This is a genomic window from Streptomyces filamentosus (genome assembly GCF_014654895.1).
GTDB lineage: Bacteria > Actinomycetota > Actinomycetes > Streptomycetales > Streptomycetaceae > Streptomyces > Streptomyces filamentosus.
In genome coordinates this window covers 1039277-1056972 of record NZ_BNBE01000001.1, presented here as the reverse complement: position 1 = coordinate 1056972, position 17696 = coordinate 1039277, and the positions used below count along the sequence as shown (strand labels likewise).

General features: G+C 72.8%; 17 protein-coding genes. 14 read left to right on the top strand and 3 right to left on the bottom strand.

Annotation, left to right across the window (positions count from 1 at the left end; translation table 11 throughout):
- The first annotated feature begins 62 nt into the window (after positions 1-62).
- The 5 genes from IE326_RS04490 (at position 63) to IE326_RS04470 (ending at position 4894) form a co-directional block, all read left to right on the top strand.
- Positions 63-428 carry a YraN family protein gene (locus tag IE326_RS04490; RefSeq protein ID WP_150233164.1) on the top strand — a complete coding sequence of 122 codons (366 nt, stop codon included), beginning with the start codon at positions 63-65 and terminating at the stop codon, positions 426-428.
- Complete coding sequence (locus IE326_RS04485; RefSeq protein ID WP_190040884.1) at positions 428-2041, top strand: YifB family Mg chelatase-like AAA ATPase; 1614 nt, start codon at positions 428-430, stop codon at positions 2039-2041. The genes IE326_RS04490 and IE326_RS04485 overlap by 1 nt, the downstream gene beginning before the upstream one ends.
- Positions 2038-3198 carry a DNA-processing protein DprA gene (gene dprA / locus IE326_RS04480; protein WP_190040883.1) on the top strand — a complete coding sequence of 387 codons (1161 nt, stop codon included), beginning with the start codon at positions 2038-2040 and terminating at the stop codon, positions 3196-3198. The genes IE326_RS04485 and dprA overlap by 4 nt, the downstream gene beginning before the upstream one ends.
- Before the next feature lie 239 nt (positions 3199-3437).
- Positions 3438-4274, top strand: coding sequence for an RNA polymerase sigma factor WhiG (gene whiG, locus IE326_RS04475; protein WP_150232041.1), 837 nt, complete (start codon positions 3438-3440; stop codon positions 4272-4274).
- A gap of 53 nt (positions 4275-4327) precedes the next feature.
- Complete coding sequence (locus IE326_RS04470) at positions 4328-4894, top strand: TetR/AcrR family transcriptional regulator (RefSeq protein ID WP_150233166.1); 567 nt, start codon at positions 4328-4330, stop codon at positions 4892-4894.
- Between the two features lie 71 nt (positions 4895-4965).
- Here the strand turns inward: IE326_RS04470 and IE326_RS04465 are convergent, their stop codons facing one another.
- A complete protein-coding gene (locus IE326_RS04465) occupies positions 4966-5415 on the bottom strand; it encodes a M23 family metallopeptidase (protein ID WP_190040882.1) in 450 nt (149 codons plus the stop codon).
- 266 nt (positions 5416-5681) lie between these two features.
- Between IE326_RS04465 and rpsB the strand changes: the two genes are divergently transcribed.
- The 9 genes from rpsB (at position 5682) to IE326_RS04420 (ending at position 15546) form a co-directional block, all read left to right on the top strand.
- Positions 5682-6575, top strand: a complete 894-nt coding sequence (gene rpsB / locus IE326_RS04460; protein WP_150232044.1) for a 30S ribosomal protein S2 — start codon at positions 5682-5684, stop codon at positions 6573-6575.
- 112 nt (positions 6576-6687) lie between these two features.
- The gene (gene tsf / locus IE326_RS04455) at positions 6688-7524 is read left to right on the top strand and encodes a translation elongation factor Ts (protein ID WP_030758688.1); all 837 of its coding nucleotides are present in this window, start codon (positions 6688-6690) and stop codon (positions 7522-7524) included.
- A 166-nt stretch (positions 7525-7690) separates the two neighbouring features.
- Positions 7691-8455, top strand: coding sequence for a UMP kinase (gene pyrH / locus IE326_RS04450; protein WP_030758690.1), 765 nt, complete (start codon positions 7691-7693; stop codon positions 8453-8455).
- 50 nt (positions 8456-8505) lie between these two features.
- A complete protein-coding gene (gene frr / locus IE326_RS04445) occupies positions 8506-9063 on the top strand; it encodes a ribosome recycling factor (RefSeq protein ID WP_030758692.1) in 558 nt (185 codons plus the stop codon).
- Positions 9063-10172 carry a phosphatidate cytidylyltransferase gene (locus IE326_RS04440; protein WP_150232046.1) on the top strand — a complete coding sequence of 370 codons (1110 nt, stop codon included), beginning with the start codon at positions 9063-9065 and terminating at the stop codon, positions 10170-10172. Before frr ends, IE326_RS04440 begins: the two co-directional genes overlap by 1 nt.
- A gap of 241 nt (positions 10173-10413) precedes the next feature.
- Positions 10414-11526: a dual-specificity RNA methyltransferase RlmN gene (gene rlmN / locus IE326_RS04435; protein ID WP_150232049.1), complete on the top strand. Its 1113-nt coding sequence runs from the start codon at positions 10414-10416 to the stop codon at positions 11524-11526.
- 221 nt (positions 11527-11747) lie between these two features.
- Positions 11748-12836 carry a thiamine ABC transporter substrate-binding protein gene (locus tag IE326_RS04430; protein WP_190040881.1) on the top strand — a complete coding sequence of 363 codons (1089 nt, stop codon included), beginning with the start codon at positions 11748-11750 and terminating at the stop codon, positions 12834-12836.
- Positions 12837-12874: 38 nt separating this feature from the next.
- On the top strand, positions 12875-14488 hold the full coding sequence (locus IE326_RS04425) for an ABC transporter permease (protein ID WP_190042145.1): 1614 nt from the start codon (positions 12875-12877) through the stop codon (positions 14486-14488).
- A complete protein-coding gene (locus IE326_RS04420; RefSeq protein WP_190040880.1) occupies positions 14488-15546 on the top strand; it encodes an ABC transporter ATP-binding protein in 1059 nt (352 codons plus the stop codon). Before IE326_RS04425 ends, IE326_RS04420 begins: the two co-directional genes overlap by 1 nt.
- Here the strand turns inward: IE326_RS04420 and IE326_RS04415 are convergent.
- Together IE326_RS04415 and IE326_RS04410 are read right to left on the bottom strand one after the other, a co-directional pair.
- Positions 15531-16520 carry a hypothetical protein gene (locus tag IE326_RS04415; RefSeq protein WP_190040879.1) on the bottom strand — a complete coding sequence of 330 codons (990 nt, stop codon included), beginning with the start codon at positions 16518-16520 and terminating at the stop codon, positions 15531-15533. The two genes, IE326_RS04420 and IE326_RS04415, sit on opposite strands and share 16 nt — an antisense overlap.
- The gene (locus IE326_RS04410; protein WP_190040878.1) at positions 16521-17648 is read right to left on the bottom strand and encodes an LOG family protein; all 1128 of its coding nucleotides are present in this window, start codon (positions 17646-17648) and stop codon (positions 16521-16523) included.
- Positions 17649-17696: the final 48 nt, after the last annotated feature.

Here is a 17696-nt window from a genome sequence, read left to right as displayed (position 1 = left end):
GTCCACAGCCCCGCACACGCCCCGGACCACCTCCGTCACAGTCGGTGACGGAGGTGGTCCACATCAACGCGACCCAAGCACTCGGACGGTACGGAGAAGAGCTGGCGGCCCGCCGGCTCACCGAGACCGGCCTGCACATCCTCGCCCGCAACTGGCGCTACGGCCGCGCCGGAGAGATCGACATCGTCGCCCGCGACGGCGACACCCTCGTCATCTGCGAGGTCAAGACCCGCCGCATCGGCCGGTTCGAACACCCCATGGCCGCCGTCACCCCGCACAAGACGGCCAGGCTCCTGTACCTCGCCGGATGCTGGCTCGACCACACCGACAGCCCGCCGCCCGCGGGCGGCGTCCGCGTCGACCTCGTCGGCATCGTCCTGCCCCGCCGAGGCGCCCCCGTCCTCACCCACGTCCAGGGGGTGGCCTGATGGGATTCGCCCGCACCTGCTCCGTCGCCCTCGTCGGCGTCGAAGGCGTCGTCGTCGAGGTCCAGGCCGACCTCGAACCCGGCGTCGCCGCCTTCACCCTCGTCGGCCTCCCCGACAAGAGCCTCAGCGAAAGCCGCGACCGCGTCCGCGCCGCCGTCGTCAACTCCGGAGCCGAATGGCCCCAGAAGAAACTCACCGTCGGCCTCAGCCCCGCCTCCGTCCCCAAATCCGGCAGCGGATTCGACCTCGCCGTCGCCGCCGCCGTCCTCGCCGCCGCCGAACACGTCGACCCCCGCTCCATCGCCGACCTCGTCCTCATCGGCGAACTCGGCCTCGACGGACGCGCCCGCCCCGTCCGCGGCATCCTCCCCGCCGTCCTCGCCGCCGCCGACGCCGGCTACCACCAGGTCGTCGTCCCCGAACAGACCGCCGGCGAAGCCTCCCTCGTCCCCGGCGTCTCCGTCCTCGGCATCCGCAGCCTCCGCCAACTCATCGCCGTCCTCAACGGCGAACCCGTCCCCGACGAGGAACCCACCGAACAAGGCCGCCCCGACGCCATGCTCGCCGGCCTCCTCATCCCCGGCGCCGGCACCGGCACCGGACTCGCCCCCGACCCCGGCGAAGGCCCCGACCTCGCCGACGTCGCCGGACAGCACACCGCCCGCCGCGCCCTGGAGATCGCCGCCGCCGGCGGACACCACCTCCTCCTCACCGGACCACCCGGCGCCGGAAAGACCATGCTCGCCGAACGACTCCCCGGCATCCTCCCGCCCCTCACCCGCCAGGAATCCCTCGAAGTCACCGCCGTCCACTCCGTCGCCGGCATCCTCCCGCCCGGCGAACCCCTCGTCCGCCGCGCCCCCTACTGCGCACCCCACCACTCCGCCACCATGCAATCCCTGGTCGGCGGCGGAAACGGCATCCCCCGGCCCGGCGCCGTCTCCCTCGCCCACCGCGGCGTCCTCTTCATGGACGAAGCCCCCGAGTTCTCCACCAAAGCCCTCGACGCCCTCCGCCAACCCCTCGAATCCGGGCACGTCGTCATCGCCCGCGCCGCCGGCGTCGTCCGCCTCCCCGCCCGCTTCCTCCTCGCCCTCGCCGCCAACCCCTGCCCCTGCGGCCGCCACACCCTCCACGGCGCCGGCTGCGAATGCCCGCCCTCCGTCGTCCGCCGCTACCAGGCCCGCCTCTCCGGCCCCCTCCTCGACCGCGTCGACCTCCGCGTCGAAGCCGAACCCGTCACCCGCGCCGACCTCCTCGGCCACGGCGGCCGGGGCGAACCCACCACCGCCGTCGCCGACCGCGTCCGCGAAGCCCGCGCCCGCGCCACCGCCCGCCTCACCGGCACCCCCTGGACCCTCAACAGCGAGATCCCCGGACACGAACTCCGCACCCGCCACCTCGCCGCCCCCGGAGCCCTCGCCCACGCCGAACGCGACATCGAACGAGGACTCCTCACCGCCCGCGGCCTCGACCGCGTCCTCCGCGTCGCCTGGACCATCGCCGACCTCGCCGGACACGACCGCCCCGACCACGACGACATCGCCCACGCCCTCCAACTGCGCACCGGCATCACCCGGGGCGTCCCCCTCACCACCGGAGACCGCCCGTGACCCCCCGCCCCCCGGACGACGAACGCCTCGCCCGCGCCGCCCTCACCCGCATCGTCGAACCCGGCGACGAACAAGCCGGCCACGCCCTCCGCACCCACGGCGCCACCACCCTCCTCGCCCTCCTCCAGGACCCCCACGAACCCCCGCTCCCCGGCACCGGCCCCCGCCGCCTCGCCGGCTGGCGCCACCGCGCCCGCACCACCGACCCCCACGCCGACCTCGACCACATCACCCGCCTCGACGGCCGCTTCCTCATCCCCGGCGACCCCGACTGGCCCACCCAACTCGACGACCTCGGAGACTCCCGCCCCCTCGGCCTCTGGACCCGCGGCCCCGCACCCCTCCGCACCTGGGCCCTCCGCTCCGTCGCCCTCGTCGGCGCCCGCGCCTGCACCCCGTACGGCGCCCACACCGCAGCCGACCTCGCCACCGGCCTCACCCGCCACGGCTGGGTCGTCGTCTCCGGCGCCGCCTACGGCATCGACGGCGCCGCCCACCGAGGCGCCCTCGCCGCCGGCGGAGCCACCGCCGCCGTCCTCGCCAGCGGCGTCGACACCTCCTACCCCCGCGGCCACACCGGCCTGCTCGACCGCATCGCCCGCCAAGGACTCCTCATCGGCGAACTCCCACCCGGCAGCCACCCCACCCCCAGCCGCTTCATCCTCCGCAACCGCGTCATCGCCGCCCTCACCCGCGGCACCGTCGTCGTCGAAGCCCAGCACCGCAGCGGCTCCCTCGTCACCGCCCGCGCCGCCACCCGCCTCGGCCGCCACACCATGGGCGTCCCCGGCCCCGTCACCAGCGCCCTCTCCGCCGGCGTCCACGAACTCCTGCGCGGCGGCGCCACCCTCGTCACCGACGCCGACGAGATCGTCGAACTCGTCGGAGCCATCGGCGACCTCGCCCCCGCCCGCCGCGGCCCCGTCCTCCCCAGGGACCTCCTCGCCCCCGCCGCCGCCCAGGTCCTCGAAGCCCTCCCCACCCACCCACCCGCCCCCACCACGGAGATCGCCCGCCGCGCCGGAACCACCCCCGACGACGCCCTCGCCCGGCTGTACGAACTCCACGCCCTCGGCCACGCCGAGCGGGACGGCGACGGATGGAGGTTGACGAACAGCGGCAAACCGGTGTCGAACGCGCGGCGAGGCGCTCCTTGACCCGGCGCATTCGGGTGAAAAGGTGAAGCCGATGAACAACCGAGTTCTCTCGGTCACGCCCACGGGGCCGACACGTGCCACGGCCCCGGTTCGAAGGTGTGGCCGACCACGTCCCCCCGGACCGGCACCATCCGCTCCTGTTCGCTCACCGCGACACCGCACTCACGCTACGCTCACCAGGATTCCCCACAGGACACCCAGACCGACACACCCGACAGCAGAACGGCTCAAGGCAACGCATGCCCCAGCACACCTCCGGGTCTGACCGCGCTGCGGTGCCCCCAGCAGCCCGGGGCACCGTGCGGCCGCCCGCGCCGACCTCCCTCGACGAACTCTGGCGCTCGTACAAGACCACCGGCGACGAGCGGCTGCGGGAACAGCTGATCCTGCACTACTCGCCCCTCGTCAAATACGTCGCCGGACGCGTCAGCGTCGGCCTGCCGTCCAACGTGGAACAGGCGGACTTCGTCTCCTCCGGAGTCTTCGGCCTCATCGACGCCATCGAGAAGTTCGACGTCGAGCGCGCCATCAAGTTCGAGACCTACGCCATCACCCGCATCCGCGGCGCGATGATCGACGAGCTCCGCGCCCTCGACTGGATCCCCCGCTCCGTCCGCCAGAAGGCCCGCAACGTCGAGCGCGCCTACGCCACCCTGGAAGCCCAGCTCCGCCGCACCCCCAGCGAGAGCGAGGTCGCCGCCGAACTCGGCATCCAGCTCGAAGAACTCCACGCCGTCTTCAGCCAGTTGTCCCTCGCCAACGTCGTCGCCCTCGAAGAACTGCTGCACGTCGGCGGCGAGGGCGGCGACCGGCTCTCCCTCATGGACACCCTGGAGGACACGGCCGCCGACAATCCCGTCGAGGTCGCCGAGGACCGCGAACTGCGCCGGCTCCTCGCCCGCGCCATCAACACCCTCCCCGAACGGGAGAAGACCGTCGTCACGCTCTACTACTACGAGGGCCTGACCCTCGCCGAGATCGGCCACGTCCTCGGCGTCACCGAGAGCCGCGTCAGCCAGATCCACACCAAATCCGTCCTCCAGCTCCGGGCCAAGCTGGCCGACGTCGGGCGCTGACCCCGCCCCACCGGTCGTACAGTGGAGCCGTGCCCAGGATTCGAGCGGCCTCCGTGGCCGAGCACCGGACCATGCAGCGCGGCGCCCTGCTGGACGCCGCGCGCTCCCTGCTGTCCGAGGGCGGGACGGAGGCGCTGACCTTCCCCGCGCTCGCCGAGCGCACCGGCCTCGCCCGCTCCTCGGTCTACGAGTACTTCCGCTCCCGCGCCGCCGTCGTCGAGGAACTCTGCGCCGTCGACTTCCCCGTCTGGGCCGCCGAGGTCGAACTCGCCATGGCCGACGCCGACACCCCCGAGGCCAAGGTCGCCGCCTACGTCCGCAAGCAGCTGGACCTCGTCGGCGACCGCCGCCACCGCGCCGTCGTCGCCATCTCGGCCGGCGAGCTCGACGACGGAGCCCGCGAGAAGATCCGCGCCGCCCACGGCGGCCTCGTCACCATGGTCGTCGAAGCCCTCGCCGCCCTCGGCACCCCAGAACCCCGCCTCGGCGCCATGCTCCTCCAGGGCGTCGTCGACGCCGCCGTCCGCCGCATCGAACTGGGCGCCGCCGAAGACCCCACCCTCATCACCGAGGCCGCCGTGACCATGGCCCTCCACGGAGTGACCGGCCCCACCTCCTGATGCTCCGGGGGGCTCCCCCCTCCCCTCCCCCTCCCCCTCCCCTCCCCCTCCCCTCCTCCCCTCCCAGTTCCTCAGCTCAGCAGAGGCAGCAGTCGTGAAGGTGCCCTGTGCAGGAGCAGCAGGGGGTCGAGGTACTGCTTGCCGCGGAGGAGGCCCCAGTGGAGGCAGGTTTCGGGGCAGTGGGTGCCGGGGGCGACGCGGGCGAGGGGAGTTCCTGCCCGGACGTGGTCGCCGGTGCGGGTGAGGGGGGTGACGGGGGAGAAGGTGGTGCGGAGCGGGGGTGTGCCGGTGTGGGGGAGGGTGAGGGTGAGGACGCCGCGGCCGCCGACGGGGCCGGCGAAGGTGACGGTGCCGTCGGCGGGGGCGTGGACGGTGGTGCCTTCGGGGGCGGCGAGGTCGATGCCGCGGTGGCCGGGGGCGTAGGGGCCGGTGGGGGGTTGCCAGGGGCGGACGATGTCGGGGGCGGGTGGGCCGAGGGGCCAGCAGAGGGCGAGGGCGAGGAGGAGCGTCGTGGTGTTCATGGGGTGAGCTTGTCCGCCGGGCGGGGGGTGTGACGGGGGCGGGCGTTTTCTGTGGATGACGGGCTGCCTGTGGACAGTGCCGTCACCCGCCGCTCCCTGGTTCCCGTACACTTCCTATGGCGACCCGGGTCACCGGGTCGACTTCGCACGCCCCGCCATCGGCCTTCCGGCGAGAGTCGGGAGTGGTGGCAGCGCCTTTCGGTCCTTCGTGGCACGGCGCGCCGGGGCGTCAGGAACACAACCGAGAAACCCAAGGAGATACGGCCATGGCCGTCGTCACGATGCGGGAGCTGCTGGAGAGCGGCGTCCACTTCGGTCACCAGACCCGTCGTTGGAACCCGAAGATGAAGCGCTTCATCTTCACGGAGCGCAACGGCATCTACATCATCGACCTGCTCCAGTCGCTGTCGTACATCGACCGCGCCTTCGAGTTCGTCAAGGAGACGGTCGCCCACGGCGGTTCCGTCATGTTCGTCGGTACGAAGAAGCAGGCCCAGGAGGCCATCGCCGAGCAGGCGACGCGCGTCGGCATGCCGTACGTCAACCAGCGCTGGCTGGGTGGCATGCTCACCAACTTCTCGACCGTCTACAAGCGTCTGCAGCGCCTCAAGGAGCTCGAGCAGATCGACTTCGAGGACGTCGCGGCGTCGGGTCTCACCAAGAAGGAGCTCCTGGTCCTCTCGCGCGAGAAGGCCAAGCTGGAGAAGACCCTCGGTGGTATCCGCGAGATGCAGAAGGTGCCGAGCGCCGTCTGGATCGTCGACACCAAGAAGGAGCACATCGCCGTCGGCGAGGCTCGCAAGCTCAACATCCCGGTCGTCGCGATCCTCGACACCAACTGCGACCCCGACGAGGTCGACTACAAGATCCCGGGCAACGACGACGCGATCCGTTCCGTCACCCTGCTCACCCGCGTGATCGCCGACGCCGTCGCCGAGGGCCTCATCGCCCGTTCCGGTGCCGCGACCGGTGACTCGAAGCCGGGCGAGAAGGCCGCCGGCGAGCCGCTCGCCGAGTGGGAGCGCGACCTGCTCGAGGGCGAGAAGAAGGACGAGGCCGCCGAGGTCCAGTCCTCCGCCGAGACCGAGAAGGCCGTCGAGGCCGAGGCCCAGGTCGAGACCCCGGCCGCCGAGGCCGAGGCTCCGGCCGAGCAGGCCTGACCCTTCCGCACTCCGGAAAACCACGGTCGGTGACGGCGGGGGCCCATGAAGCCCCCGCCGTCCCGCCGCAGATCTTCGTAGATCTTTCTGACTTCGAGAGAGAAACAGACTCATGGCGAACTACACCGCCGCTGACGTCAAGAAGCTCCGTGAGCTCACCGGCGCCGGCATGATGGACTGCAAGAAGGCCCTCGAAGAGGCCGACGGCGACGTCGACAAGGCCGTCGAGGCCCTGCGCATCAAGGGCCAGAAGGGTGTCGCCAAGCGTGAGGGCCGCTCCGCCGAGAACGGCGCCGTGGTCTCCCTCATCGCCGACGACAACACCTCCGGCGTCCTCGTCGAGCTGAAGTGCGAGACGGACTTCGTCGCCAAGGGTGACAAGTTCCTCGCCGTCGCCAACGCGCTGGCCGCGCACGTCGCCGCCACCAAGCCGGCCGACATCGAGACGCTGCTCGCCTCCGAGATCGAGGCCGGCAAGACCGTGCAGGCCTTCGTGGACGAGGCCAACGCCAACCTCGGCGAGAAGATCGTCCTCGACCGCTTCGCCGCGTACGCCGACGGCTACGTCTCCGCGTACATGCACCGCACCATGCCGGACCTCCCGCCGCAGATCGGCGTCCTCGTCGAGCTCGACAAGGAGAACGCCGAGGTCGCCAAGGGCGTCGCCCAGCACATCGCCGCCTTCGCGCCGAAGTACCTCACCCGTGAGGACGTCCCGGCCGAGGTCGTCGAGTCCGAGCGGCGCATCGCCGAGGAGACCACCCGCGCCGAGGGCAAGCCCGAGGCCGCGATCGCCAAGATCGTCGAGGGTCGCGTCAACGGCTTCTTCAAGGACGCCACGCTGCTCGGCCAGCCGTACGCCCTGGACAACAAGAAGTCCGTCCAGCAGATCCTGGACGAGGCCGGTGTCACCCTGAAGCGCTTCACCCGCATCAAGGTCGGCATCTGAGTCCGCTGCGTCCACGCGACGGACACCGGACCCGGGTAGGGTCTGAGACAGTCGTCCCGCCCCGTGCGGGACGACCGCAGATGTGACGAGGAGGCCATTGCCGTACGGGAAACCCACGAGGGACCCAAGGCAATGGCCTTCTTCGTATGTGCACGAGGAGATCTCCATGAACCAGGGCGCCGTACAGGGCGACGACAAGAGCGGCAAGAAGCTCGGCCGCTACATGCTGAAGCTGTCCGGAGAAGCCTTCTCCGGCGGTACCGGTCTCGGTGTCGACCCCGACGTCGTGCACGCCATCGCGCGTGAGATCGCGGCCGTCGTCCGCGACGGCGCCGAGATCGCCATCGTCATCGGCGGCGGCAACTTCTTCCGGGGCGCCGAGCTCCAGCAGCGCGGCATGGACCGGGCCCGCTCCGACTACATGGGCATGCTCGGCACCGTGATGAACTGCCTCGCCCTCCAGGACTTCCTGGAGAAGGAGGGCATCGACTCCCGCGTCCAGACCGCCATCACCATGGGCCAGGTCGCCGAGCCGTACATCCCGCTGCGCGCCGTGCGCCACCTGGAGAAGGGCCGCGTGGTCATCTTCGGTGCGGGCATGGGCATGCCGTACTTCTCCACGGACACCACCGCCGCCCAGCGCGCCCTGGAGATCGACGCAGAAGCCCTGCTCATGGGCAAGAACGGGGTGGACGGCGTCTACGACTCCGACCCCAAGACCAACCCCAACGCGGTCAAGTTCGACGCGCTGGAGTACGGCGAGGTCATCACCCGCGACCTCAAGGTCGCCGACGCCACCGCCATCACCCTGTGCCGCGACAACAAGCTCCCGATCCTCGTCTTCGAACTGCTCGCCGAGGGCAATATCGCGCGTGCCGTGACGGGTGAGAAGATCGGCACACTCGTGAGCGACCAGGGCACCCGGGCCTGACCCAGGCCCGCCCTCAACCGACACAACGCGACGACACGCAGGAGCAAGTGGTGATCGAAGAAATCCTCCTCGAGGCCGAGGAGAAGATGGAGAAGGCCGTCGTGGTCGCCAAGGAGGACTTCGCCGCGATCCGCACCGGCCGTGCGCACCCGGCGATGTTCAACAAGATCGTGGCCGACTACTACGGCGCCCTCACTCCCATCAACCAGCTGGCGTCGTTCTCGGTGCCGGAGCCGCGCATGGCCGTGGTGACCCCGTTCGACAAGAGCGCGCTGCGCAACATCGAGCAGGCCATCCGCGACTCGGACCTGGGTGTGAACCCCAGCAACGACGGCAGCATCATCCGGGTGAACTTCCCCGAGCTGACGGAGGAGCGCCGCCGCGACTACATCAAGGTCGCGCGGACCAAGGCCGAGGACTCGAAGGTCTCCATCCGCTCGGTCCGCCGCAAGGCCAAGGACGCCCTCGACAAGCTCGTCAAGGACAAGGAGTCCGGCGAGGACGAGGTCCGCCGTGCGGAGAAGGAGCTCGACGACACCACCGCGAAGTACGTCGCGCAGGTGGACGAGCTGCTGAAGCACAAGGAAGCCGAGCTCCTCGAGGTCTGATGAACGACTCATCCTGGGGGGCGCCGGCGGCCGGTTCCGGTCTCGGCGGACCCGACCAGGGGCCTGCCCCGGCGGGTCCCGCCCACGATCGGCACCGGGCGGCGCAGACTCGGCCCATGCCCATCGTGCCCGACGTACCCGCCGGCGGATTCCAGGACGGACACGGACGGGGGGCCGCTCACCCGAGCGGTCCCCTGTTCCGTGACGAGACCCCGCACGAGCACCCGCAGGAGCCCATGCCCAGCCCCGTACCGCCTCCTCCGCCGTCCGAGGCCCCCGCGCCCCGGCAGAAGAAGAGCGCGGGCCGGGACCTGGGCGCGGCCATAGGGGTCGGCGTCGGGCTCGGGGCCGTGATCATCGCGTCGCTGTTCATCTGGAAGCCGGCGTTCGTCGGCGTGGTGGCGGTGGCCGTGGTCGTCGGCCTGTGGGAGCTGACCTCCCGGCTCCAGGAGCGCAAGGCGATCAAGGCGCCGCTGGTGCCGCTCGCGGTCGGTGGCGCGGCGATGGTCGTCGCCGGGTACGTGCGGGGCCCCGAGGGCGCCTGGGTCGCGATGGCCCTGACGGCGCTCGCGGTGCTCGTGTGGCGGATGACGGAACCCCCCGAGGGGTATCTGAAGGACGTCACGGCAGGTGTCTTCGCGGCGTTCTACGTGCCGTTCCTGGCGACGTTCGTGGCGATGCTGCTGACCGCGGACGACGGTCCGTGGCGGGTGCTGACCTTCCTGCTGCTCACGGTGGTCAGCGACACCGGGGCGTACGCGGTGGGCTGGCGCTTCGGCAAGCACAAGCTGGCGCCGCGGATCAGCCCCGGCAAGACCCGCGAGGGCCTGCTCGGCGCGGTGGCCTTCGCGATGGCGGCCGGCGCGCTGTGCATGCAGTTCCTGATCGACGACGGCACCTGGTGGCAGGGCCTGGTCCTCGGCCTGGCGGTGGCGGCGAGCGCGACGCTCGGCGACCTCGGCGAGTCGATGATCAAGCGGGACCTCGGCATCAAGGACATGGGCACCCTGCTGCCGGGCCACGGCGGCATCATGGACCGCCTGGACTCGCTGCTGCCGACCGCGCCGGTGGTGTGGCTGCTGCTGGCGCTGTTCGTGGGCACGGGCTGAGCGGAAGTCCTTCCGTGCCGCCGGAGGGCACCGGGTGACCGCGCGGTCGCTCGTCCCGTCCGTCGGAGCGGGTTGACGGACAGCGGGTACTCTGGAAGGGCTCGGGCCGTGCGGTCCGGGCCCTTTCGTCGTCCTCGCCGCCGCGGGGACGGTCCAGTGAGGTCGCTCCGGCACCGCCGTGCCGTGCTCCCCGCCGTCGCGGGACGTCCGACCTCGTGCCTGTTTGAGGAGAGACGCCGCCGTGGCTCGTCCGGCCCCCGGAGAACTCACTTTCGTCGCCCCCCGCGGGGCCAAGAAGCCGCCGCGGCACCTCGCCGACCTGACGCCCGCGGAGCGGAAGGAGGCCGTCGCCGCGATCGGCGAGAAGCCCTTCCGCGCCAAGCAGCTGTCGACGCACTACTTCGCGCGGTACGCGCACGACCCCGCCGAGTGGACGGACATCCCGGCCGCCTCGCGGGAGAAGCTGGCCGGGGAGCTGCTGCCCGACCTGATGTCGGTGGTGCGGCACATCTCGTGCGACGACGACACCACCCGCAAGACCCTGTGGCGGCTGCACGACGGCACGCTCGTCGAGTCGGTGCTGATGCGCTACCCGGACCGGGTGACGATGTGCATCTCCTCGCAGGCCGGCTGCGGCATGAACTGCCCGTTCTGCGCGACCGGCCAGGCCGGTCTCGACCGGAACCTGTCGACCGCGGAGATCGTGCACCAGATCGTCGACGGCATGCGCGCGCTGCGCGACGGCGAGGTCCCCGGCGGGCCCGCGCGGCTGTCGAACATCGTCTTCATGGGGATGGGCGAGCCGCTCGCCAACTACAAGCGGGTCGTCGGCGCCATCCGCCGGCTGACCGACCCCGAGCCCGACGGCCTCGGCCTGTCGCAGCGCGGGATCACCGTCTCCACGGTCGGCCTCGTGCCGGCGATGCTGCGCTTCGCCGACGAGGGCTTCAAGTGCCGGCTCGCGGTCTCGCTGCACGCCCCGGACGACGAGCTGCGGGACACGCTGGTGCCGGTGAACACCCGCTGGAAGGTCCGGGAGGTGCTGGACGCCGCCTGGGAGTACGCGGAGAAGTCCGGCCGCCGGGTCTCCATCGAGTACGCCCTCATCCGGGACATCAACGACCAGGCCTGGCGCGGTGACCTGCTGGGCAGGCTGCTCAAGGGCAAGCGGGTCCACGTCAACCTGATCCCGCTGAACCCGACGCCGGGCTCGAAGTGGACCGCGTCCCGCCCGGAGGACGAGAAGGCGTTCGTCGAGGCGATCGCCCGGCACGGCGTGCCGGTGACCGTCCGCGACACCCGCGGCCAGGAGATCGACGGCGCCTGTGGACAGCTCGCGGCCGCCGAACGCTGACCTTGTACCCTGTGCTCGAACACATCTGCATATTCCGACAGGGGAGCGCCACAGCGCTGAGAGTGCGGTGACCGTAGACCGCAGACCCTCTGAACCTCGCCCGGGTCATTCCGGGTAGGAAGTTCGGTCGTAACTCGAGCTGTTGCGCCCTGCCCGCGTCCGGTCCCGCCGGCCGCGGGCAGGGCCGCGTCTCTTCCTGGTCCCACCCAGGAGGACAACACATGCACACCAAGAAGGCCGCCGCCGTCGCCCTGGCCGCGGCGCTCGGAGTCACGGGCCTCGCCGCCTGCTCCACCGAGGACGCCCGCGAGGCCGCGGGGAAGACCGGGGCGCCCGCGCCGAAGACCGTGACCCTGGTCAGCCACGACTCCTTCAACGCCTCCAAGGAGGTGCTGGCGGAGTTCACGAAGCAGACCGGTCTCACCGTGAAGGTGCTGAAGGCCGGTGACGCGGGCGAGGCCGTCAACAAGGAGATCCTGACCAAGGGCTCCCCGCAGGGCGACGTCTTCTTCGGCGTGGACAACACCCTGCTCTCCCGCGCCGTCGACAACGGCATCTTCGTGCCGTACGAGGCGAAGGGCGCGGACCGGATCCCGGAGACCTTCAAGCTGGACGAGCGGGTCACGCCGGTCGACACCGGCGACGTCTGCGTCAACTACGACAAGAAGTACTTCGCCGACAAGAAGCTGGCGCCGCCGCAGACCTTCGACGACCTGGCGAAGCCGGAGTACAAGGACCTCCTCGTGGTGGAGAACCCCGAGCGGTCCTCCCCGGGCCTCGGCTTCCTCCTCGGCACCGTCGCGAAGTACGGCGACGAGGGCTGGCAGGACTACTGGAAGAAGCTGAAGGCGAACGGCGTGCGGACCGTCGACAGCTGGGAGCTCGCCTACAACCAGGAGTTCTCCGGCTCGGCCGGCGGCAAGGAGGCCAAGGGCGACCGCCCGCTGGTCGTCTCCTACGCCTCCAGCCCGCCGGTCGAGGTGCTGTACGCGGACCCGCAGCCGAAGGAGGCCCCCACCGGCGTGTCCACCGGCACCTGCTTCCGGCAGATCGAGTTCGCGGGCCTGCTGGAGGGGGCGAAGAACCCCGAGGGCGGCAAGGCGCTGATCGACTTCCTGGTCTCGAAGAAGTTCCAGGACGACATGCCGCTCCAGATGTTCGTGAACCCGGTGGCGAAGGACGCGGCCCTGCCGGAGCTGTTCACGAAGCACGGCGTGGTCGTCGAGAAGCCGGAGACGGTGGCTCCCGAGAAGATCACGGAGAACCGCGAGGCGTGGATCCAGCAGTGGTCGTCGCTCGTCCTGAAGTGAGGCGCGACCTGAGGGGGAACGCGGCGCGGCTGGGCCTGATGGTCCTGCCCGTCGCGTTCTTCGCGGTCTTCTTCGCCTGGCCCGTCGTGTCGATCGTCGAGCGCGGGCTGCGGCCGGACGGCGCCTGGGACCTCGGGGAGATCGGCACGACCCTGGGCCGGTCCGACATCCTCGGCGTGCTCGGCTTCACCGTCTGGCAGGCGGCCGCCTCCACCGGTCTGACGCTGCTCGTGGCACTGCCGGGGGCGTACGTCTTCGCCCGCTTCGCCTTCCCCGGGAAGGGCGTGCTGCGGGCGGTGGTGACCGTGCCGTTCGTGCTGCCCACGGTGCTCGTCGGCACGGCCTTCCTGGCGCTCGTGGGGCGCGGCGGGTTCACCGACGAGCTGTGGGGGCTGCGGCTCGACACCACGGTGTGGGCGATCCTCCTCGCGCACGTCTTCTTCAACTACGCGGTCGTCGTCCGGACCGTCGGCGGGCTGTGGGCGCAGCTCGACCCGCGCCAGGAGGAGGCGGCCCGGGTGCTCGGGGCGTCCCGCTGGGCGGCGTGGCGGACGGTGACGCTGCCGGCGCTGGTGCCGGCGGTGTCGGCGGCGGCGCTGATGGTCTTCCTGTTCACGTTCACGTCGTTCGGCGTCGTGCAGATCCTCGGCGGGGACGCGTACACGACGCTGGAGGCCGAGATCTACCGGCAGACGGCCCGGCTGCTCGACCTGCGGACGGCGGCCGTGCTGACGCTCGTGCAGTTCGCGGCGGTCGGCGCGATCCTCGCCGTGCACGCGCGGACGGTGCGGCGCCGGGAGACGTCGCTGCGGCTCGTCTCCCCGGAGCTGACCGCGCGCCCGCCGCGCGGGGCCGGGCAGTGGGCGCTGCTCGGCGGGGTGCTGGTGTCGGTGGCGCTGCTGGTCCTGCTGCCGCTGGGCGTCCTGGTGGAGCGTTCCTTCGCCACGCCGGAGGGGTACGGGCTCCGCTACTACCGGGCGCTGGGGTCGCTCGACGCGTCGGGGACGTTCCTGGTGCCGCCGCTGGAGGCGGTGGGGAACTCGCTGCGGTACGCGGTCGCCGCCACCGCCATCGCGGTGGTGGTCGGCGGGCTCGCGGCGGCGGCGCTGACCCGGCGGGCCGGGCGGCTCGTGCGGGGCTTCGACGCGCTGCTGATGCTGCCGCTCGGAGTGTCGGCGGTGACCGTCGGCTTCGGGTTCCTCATCACGCTGGACGAGCCGCCGTTCGACCTGCGGGCCAGCTGGATCCTCGTACCGCTCGCGCAGGCGCTGGTCGGCGTGCCGTTCGTCGTACGGACGATGCTGCCGGTGCTGCGGGCGGTGGACCAGCGGCTGCGGGAGGCGGCGGCGGTGCTCGGGGCGTCGCCGTGGCGGGCCTGGCGGGAGGTCGACCTGCCGCTGGTGCGGCGGGCGCTGCTCATCGCGGCCGGGTTCGCCTTCGCGGTGTCGCTGGGCGAGTTCGGCGCGACGGTCTTCATCGCCCGGCCCGACAACCCGACGCTGCCGGTCGCGGTGGCGCGGCTGCTCGGCAGGCCGGGCGAGCTCAACTACGGGCAGGCGATGGCCCTGTCGACGATTCTGATGGTGGTGTGCGCGGTGTCCCTGCTGCTGCTCGAACGGCTGCGGACCGACCGGACCACCGGGGAGTTCTGATGCTGACCCTTGACGGAGCGACGGTGCGGTTCGGGGCGCGGGCGGTCCTCGACGCGGTGGACCTGACGGTCGGCGAGCACGAGATCGTGTGCGTGCTCGGGCCGAGCGGGTCCGGCAAGTCGACGCTGCTGCGGGCCGTCGCCGGGCTCCAGGCGCTGGACGCCGGCCGGGTGCTGCTGGGCGGCGCCGACCAGGCGGGGGTGCCGGCGCACCGGCGCGGGGTGGGCCTCATGTTCCAGGACCACCAGCTCTTCCCGCAGAAGGACGTCGCCGGGAACGTGGCCTTCGGGCCCCGGATGCACGGGGTGCCGAAGGAGGAGCGGGCCGCGCGGGTCGGGGAGCTCCTCGACCTGGTCGGGCTGCCGGGCGCCGGGCGCCGGTCGGTCGCCGCGCTGTCCGGCGGCGAGCAGCAGCGGGTGGCGCTGGCGCGGGCGCTCGCGCCGAGGCCCCGGCTCCTGATGCTGGACGAGCCGCTGGGGCAGCTGGACCGGGGGCTGCGGGAGCGCCTCGTGGTGGAGCTGCGGGCGCTCTTCGGGCGGCTCGGCACGACGGTCCTCGCCGTCACCCACGACCAGGGCGAGGCGTTCGCCCTCGCGGACCGGGTGGTGGTCATGCGGGACGGCCGGATCGTGCGCTCGGGCACGCCGGTGGACGTGTGGCGGCAGCCGGGCTCGGAGTTCGTCGCCCGCTTCCTCGGCTTCGAGAACGTCGTCCCGGCGACGGTGTCCGGCGCGGTGGCGGAGACGGCGTGGGGCCGGATCCCGGTCCCGGACGGCTCCCCGCAGGGCTCCCGCACCCTCCTGGTCCGCCCGGCCGGCGTCCTCGTGACGGACGGGGGCCTCGCCTGCCGGGTCGAGTCCCGCACCTTCCGCGGCCACCACGTCACGGTCGTGCTGCGCCCGGCGGACGGCCCGCCGCTGGAGGCCGAACTCCCGCTGCGGGAGGTGCCGGAGGTGGGCGCGGAGGTGACAGTGGCCTTCCGGACGGAGGAGGTCGTGGTGCTGGACGGGGACGAGGCGAAGGGCGGGGGCGGGCCGGGCGGTCAGAGCCGGTCGTAGAGGGCGCGCAGCCAGGGCTGCCGGACCTCGGGCATCCGGGCGAGGGTCCTGCGGAGCGTGCGGTGGTCGGGGTGGAAGAGGTACGCGGGGCGGTCCGGGTGCGGGTAGTCGTCGCGGACGACCTGGGCGGGCAGCGTCCCGGACACCGGCGTCGGCGAGGTCTCGCCGGCCCCCGTCAGTCGGGCCCAGACGGGGGCGGGGAGCGGGACGGGCACGGCGTCCCCGGCCGGCCGCCAGGGCTCTCCGGTCCGCCGGTCGGCCGGGACGAGGACGATGTCGGCGTCCGTCCCGGGAAGGCCGGGACCGGCCAGGCCCACGGTCAGGAAGGGCGGCCCGGCGGGGAGCAGCCGCTCGACGGCCCGGCCGAACATCACGGTCGGCAGCCCGGCGGGCAGGCGCAGGGCCCGGCCGCCGGAGGCGGCCAGCAGCCGGGCGAGCGCGGTTCCGGCCGCGGCCGTCCAGCGCACGTCCCAGTGGCCCTCCGGGTCGACCGGAGGCAGCAGCCGGACCGGGGCGGCCGGCGGCGGGACGCCGAGGGACCGCCGGACGACGGCCCCGGGGTCGTACCGGACCGTCTGCCGGACCCCGCAGTCGTCCTCGCGGAAGCCGACGCCGAGCCCGCAGCCGGCGCACAGCAGGCCGGGTTCGTCGCCCGCGACCACGCCGAGGCAGGAGTCGCCGGACCGCTCGGGCAGCAGCCGGGTGCCGCGGGTGTCGCCCGGGGCGAGCACGATCATGTTCCGGGGGCCGGTGGCGACGGCGTACAGCGGCGCGTACACCCCGAGGGCCGCGGCCTCGGAAGCGCCGATCTCCTCCCGGTGCCGCCACGGCCGTCCCCACGGGTCGGGGTCGACGGCGTAGGTCCCCGGTTCCATGAGCGCGGGCATCCAGGCGTGGGCCTCCGGGGGCAGCGCCACCCGCTCCACCGGCACCGACAGCTCCGCCCCGCAGCCCGCGCACACGAAGAGGTCCACCTACGCGGCTCCCAGCCGGGCCAGTGCCGCCGGGGCCTCGTCGACGGAGTCGACGAGGGCGACGCGGGTGGCCATGGGGCGGTTCCCGGCGAGGGCTTCGAGGAGGGGCCAGGCGGGGAGGCTGGTGGTCCAGTGGGTGCGGTCGACGAGGACCATGGGGGTGCCGGGGGCGTCGTAGTAGTTCGGGGTGGCGGTGTCGAAGATCTCCTGGACGGTGCCGGCGGCGCCGGGGAGGAAGACGAGGCCGGCGGTGGAGCGGGCCAGGAGGCCGTCCTCGCGGAGGGCGTTGGCGAAGTACTTGGCGATGTGGCCGGCGAAGGCGTTGGGCGGTTCGTGGCCGTAGAACCAGGTGGGGATGCCGGTCGAGTCGCCGCCGCCGGGGAGCAGCGCCCGTACGGCGAAGGCGGCGCGGGCCCACGCGGTCACCGAGGGGGTGAAGGACGGGGTCCTCGCGAGGAGGGCGAGGGCGTCGTCGAGGGCCGGGTCGTCGAAGGGGGCCGTGTAGGCGCCGAGGTTCGCGGCCTCCATCGCGCCGGGTCCGCCGCCGGTCGCGACCGTGTATCCGGCGCGGGCGAGGGTGCGGCCGAGGCGGGCCGCGCCCGCGTACGCCCCGCCGCCGCGGACCATGGCGTGGCCGCCCATGACGCCGACGACCCGCCGGCCGGCGAGGTGCTCGTCGAGGGCGTCGCCGACGGCGTCGTCGTGGAGGGAGCGGAGCATGGAGGAGAGGACGTCGCCGTCGGCGCGGGTGGTGCCGAACCAGGCGTGGGAGAGGGCGTCGGGGGTGGCCTGGTAGCCGCCGGGCCCGGTCACGCCCTCGTACAGCTCGTCCGGGGTGTAGAGCCGGTTGCGGTACGGGTCGAAGGGGAGGTCGGGGACGGGCGGGAAGACCAGTGCGCCGTCCGCCCCGACCTTGGCCGCCGCCTCCGGTTCCATGGGGCAGCCGAGGAAGACGGTCGTCGCGGTGGAGGCGGTGAGGAGGGCGAAGGTGCGGTCGGTGAGGTCGACGGACTGGATCCGGAGCCCGGCGAGGCCGCCGGGCCGGGCGAGGGCCGCGTCGAACTCGCCCGTGGTGTGGATCTCGCGCCCGCCCCGGCGGGGGCGGGGTGGGGGTGGGGGCGTCGCCATGGGCCCACGATAGGCGGCCCGTGGCGACGGGGCCCGCTGGTTCTCCGG